5 protein-coding genes are annotated in these 3,987 nt (G+C 41.4%); 4 read left to right on the top strand and 1 reads right to left on the bottom strand.

The genetic code is table 11. The features are described from left to right. Positions 1-418: 418 nt before the first annotated feature. Positions 419-715: a hypothetical protein gene (locus PN457_RS10370; RefSeq protein ID WP_271733200.1), complete on the bottom strand. Its 297-nt coding sequence runs from the start codon at positions 713-715 to the stop codon at positions 419-421. 363 nt (positions 716-1,078) lie between these two features. Between PN457_RS10370 and PN457_RS10375 the strand changes: the two genes are divergently transcribed. From PN457_RS10375 to PN457_RS10390, 4 genes are all read left to right on the top strand, one after another. Continuing rightward, on the top strand, positions 1,079-1,876 hold the full coding sequence (locus PN457_RS10375) for an MlaE family lipid ABC transporter permease subunit (RefSeq protein ID WP_271733202.1): 798 nt from the start codon (positions 1,079-1,081) through the stop codon (positions 1,874-1,876). Positions 1,877-1,946: 70 nt separating this feature from the next. Beyond that, positions 1,947-2,363, top strand: a complete 417-nt coding sequence (locus PN457_RS10380; RefSeq protein ID WP_271733203.1) for a DUF3119 family protein — start codon at positions 1,947-1,949, stop codon at positions 2,361-2,363. A gap of 88 nt (positions 2,364-2,451) precedes the next feature. After that, the gene (locus PN457_RS10385) at positions 2,452-3,705 is read left to right on the top strand and encodes a DUF3086 domain-containing protein (RefSeq protein WP_271733205.1); all 1,254 of its coding nucleotides are present in this window, start codon (positions 2,452-2,454) and stop codon (positions 3,703-3,705) included. Between the two features lie 54 nt (positions 3,706-3,759). Beyond that, positions 3,760-3,987 (top strand): MerR family DNA-binding transcriptional regulator (locus PN457_RS10390; protein WP_271731649.1); only part of this gene is annotated, 228 nt, incomplete at its 3' end.

Below are 3,987 nucleotides of genomic sequence, written 5' to 3' on the forward strand. Positions count from 1 at the left end.
ACCAACGCCACGCAGTTCTATAACTTATCCCTACCTTTTTTGCATAATCAGATAGTTTCATTCATTTAATGATCGTACATTCATAATATTATACTACAAATGTACATAAATGACTATAAATTCATTAAATTATTGTAGACCTAATTTACTCTAGTCCAAAAATCAGTAGGCATGGTGTTATCAGCAATCTTAATGAAATTTTTAGATTCTTTGTATATCTTTATTTAAAGGTGACGCTACAATGATAATTAATACATAATTTGCGTAACACCATAGTTGGTCAGCTATTGATTATTTAATTTAATTAATTTTTATTAAAACAAGTTAATTATATAAACCTGATAAGACTCATGTAGGTCTAGGCTCAGGACATGAAGCCATTTCTGAGTATGTGAACACAGTAAAGTGATCTAATTACTTAAGAGTCAATGCGTAAGATTTGATAGCGGTAGTAAGCATAGGTATCGAATAGCGCCCCAACGAAACTACAAGTCAAACTAATGATCACAAGTCCATGAAGGGGATGACCGCTACCAAAGATAGAAAGAAAATGGATGATCCTCATCGTGCTGGCATCAGTAGCCCCTTGTAAAGCTGGAAAGTAACCGATGACAGGCAAAAGGAATAATACGCCCCCCACCAAGGACATAGGAGCGATAAAACTAAAAAACATAGTCAGCAGTAGGGAGCGGAGAAAGTTGGTGAAAATAGACATATACAGCAGGCTCCGTTGAGAGAGTGAACAATCGCCGAGAACTAAGATGTCATCTTCCAGAATACGTGCGATCGCTCCTTAAAAAGCAATATGTCAAAAATCTTAAGTTTTGATTAAAAAAAATCTTCACCTTTTAAATCAGATAATCTGATCGGGAAAAACTCTAAAATTATCTAAAAAACTTGCCAAACATAGCTTTCAGTCTATATCATTTCGTAATAATGGCATCAAAAATCGATTTAAACAACTTTACTTTATGAGATGACCTTTAAATTAAGTTAATGTTTCACCCAGGGAGTAGGGTTCCCCCAACCAACAGAGATCCGCTATCCTGAATGCAGTTACCGAGTTAGCTAAAAAACATTGAGTGAGACTAAATCCAAATCCAGTTTAGGAGCATGGAGTCAGCGACTGCTGGCGGCGATTTTCCTGGGTGGACAAGTAATAGTTCACCTATTGAGGGGAAAAATTAATTGGCGCAATACTGTAGAGCAAATGGCCACTGTGGGGCCAGACTCCCTATTTATTGCCCTGTTAACGGCTGTATTTGTGGGCGCAGTATTTACGATTCAGGTAGCGAGGGAGTTTATTAATTTTGGCGCTAGTAATCTAGTTGGCGGAGTCCTAGCGGTAGCATTAACAAGAGAATTATCACCAGTACTTACCGCCGTAGTTTTGGCGGGAAGAGTCGGATCCGCCTTTGCAGCCGAAATTGGGACGATGCGGGTAACCGAGCAAATCGACGCTTTATTCATCTTAAAAACAGACCCCATTGATTACCTTGTTATCCCTCGCCTACTAGCTTGCTGCTTAATGCTGCCGATTTTAACCCTCCTGTCTTTAATCACGGGGATTTTAGGGGGATTAATAATTGCCACAAATATATATGGCATACCCGATACGGTATTTCTAGACTCAGCTCGCAACCTGATCAGTATTGGGGATATCATCAGCGCCTTAATTAAAGCCTGTTGCTTTGGCTTGTTAATCGCCGTCATTGGTTGCAGCTGGGGTTTAACGACCAAGGGAGGAGCAAAAGGCGTGGGACAATCCACCACAACGGCTGTTGTGACTTCCTTGCTAATTATATTTATTAGTAACTTTTTTCTCTCATGGTTAATGTTTCAGGGAGCGGGGAGTGCATTGCTAGAAGGTTTTTGACATAGGACTGGGATCTGTTCACCAATAACTCGGCAAGTTAATCAAACCCAGAACCCCTAAAATAGGATAGATGTTTACCAACAAAACAGGATGGGAAACTGTGACCAGTTCATTTACAACTGATTCCACCTCAACTGTGGAACTCCAGCCTAGTTATAATATCCCCATTGTATTGCTGATTGCTGCCATACCTCTATTGGTAGTGCAAGTTTGGGTAGGGGTGGTAATTGCATTATTGGGCTTATTTCTGTTGTTACAAACCGCAACAATACGTTTACAGTTCACCGCCACAGATTTAGATATCTATCGAGGGGAAAAATTACTGCGGCGCTTTCCCTATCAGGAATGGCAAAACTGGCGGATATTTTGGAATGGAATCCCTATCCTGTTTTATTTTAAGGAAGTCAATAGCATTCACTTTTTACCGATTTTATTTGACCCCAAAACCCTGAAATCTTGTCTAGAATCACGTTGTCCACGGATATGACCTATTTTCTGAATCCTGTGAGCCTCAATGCTCAGTGGTTTTGCATCTAGACTATATTCTTGAAACTTATTTATTTGCATTATTGTTTATGAACCCAGAGGAATCTCAAACTCCAGAACAGATGGATGAGTGGTTGGAACAAATAGAAGCAGAAAACTCATCCCCAGACTCACTGCTGGAAACAGGAGCGCCAACTTCATCTACTGATACACAACCAAATAATGCAAATCTTGTGCCAATCATACCTCATACAGAAGTGGCATTTGCCGCCATTGACTCCACAGAAGACTCAACCCTTGAAGATGCAGTACAACAACCACAAACTCCCGTCGTGGTAGAGCAACAAGATAATTCACTATCTGCTCAAGCTGAGGATACAGTGGCAGATTTGCAACGCCAAGAAGCATCCCTAAAGGCAGAAATAGCCAATCTACAAGCATCTTACAAAACCCTTCAAGAACAACTTAGTCAAACTCAAATCTCTCTGGGGCGACTTGTACAAGAGTCACTGGCGCAGTTAGAACAACGCAAACAAGCTCTGCAAATTTCTGTAGAACAACTAGAACGCCGCCAAGAACGCATTCGTAATGAAATGCGAACCACTTTTGCGGGAGCATCTCAAGATTTAGCAATTCGGGTGCAAGGCTTTAAGGATTATCTCACCGGTAGTTTACAGGATTTGGCAATGTCAGCAGAACAATTGCAACTGACACCAATCGAACCAGCCAAACCTGTGGTCACAGAGGTGAAAATCACCCAAGAACAGCCACAAACACCCCAATTTGCCCAACAACAGTTTCAAGAGACTACAAATAAAATTCGCCGCTTGATTGACCAGTATCGTAGTAACCCAGATTACTATGGTCCGCCCTGGCAATTACGCCGGACTTTTGAACCGGTTCACGCAGAACGAGTTGCTAACTGGTTCTTTAAACAAGGGGGACGCGGCGCTTTGCGAACTATGGGAAGCCGCTTGCAGAATATTCTCATTGGTTCTTCTGTCGCTTCTATATTACACAGTTTATATGGCGATCGCCTCCGTACTCTGGTTTTAGCAAATTCCCCAGAACGTTTAGGTGAATGGCGGCGCGGTTTGCAAGACTGCTTAGGAATTGGTCGCACAGATTTTGGTCCTGACCAGGGTGTAGCTTTGTTTGAAACACCCGATGCTTTGGCTTTGAAGGCTGACCGACTGGTAAAGACTAATCAATTACCTTTAATTATAATTGACGATTCCGAAGAGCAAATCAGTTTAGCAATACTGCAATTTCCTCTATGGTTGGCTTTTGCACCAGACCCTAAAGCCGTGAGAAGTTACTCTGGTGAAAGGGTTAGTCAATAGCTAGTTATTTGCTAACAATAGATTATATATACTCATAACTGCTAATATAGTAGTATGGCTTATGTACCACTACGAGAAGCAGTTAAACAACTGGGATTGCACCCAAACACTTTAAGGAAGTACGCAGACAATGGCAAGATCGAAAGCATCAAAAACGAAGCAGGACAAAGACTTTTTCATGTCGAATCCTACCTCCGTGGTGCAGCTAGAACTTCCATTGTCTGCTACTGCCGAGTTAGTTCAACCAAGCAACGAGACGACCTTGGTAGACAAATCGCCTAT

Origin of the sequence: Anabaenopsis arnoldii, from assembly GCF_028331025.1 — a bacterium.
Taxonomy (GTDB): Bacteria; Cyanobacteriota; Cyanobacteriia; order Cyanobacteriales; family Nostocaceae; genus Anabaenopsis; species Anabaenopsis arnoldii.

Bases quoted from the DNA above. Each gene is read 5' to 3' on its own strand.
- PN457_RS10380 (WP_271733203.1), top strand. From the start codon at position 1,947: ATGTTTACCAACAAAACAGGATGGGAAACTGTGACCAGTTCATTTACA.
- PN457_RS10385 (WP_271733205.1), top strand. From the start codon at position 2,452: ATGAACCCAGAGGAATCTCAAACTCCAGAACAGATGGATGAGTGGTTG.
- PN457_RS10370 (WP_271733200.1), bottom strand. From the start codon at position 715: ATGTCTATTTTCACCAACTTTCTCCGCTCCCTACTGCTGACTATGTTT.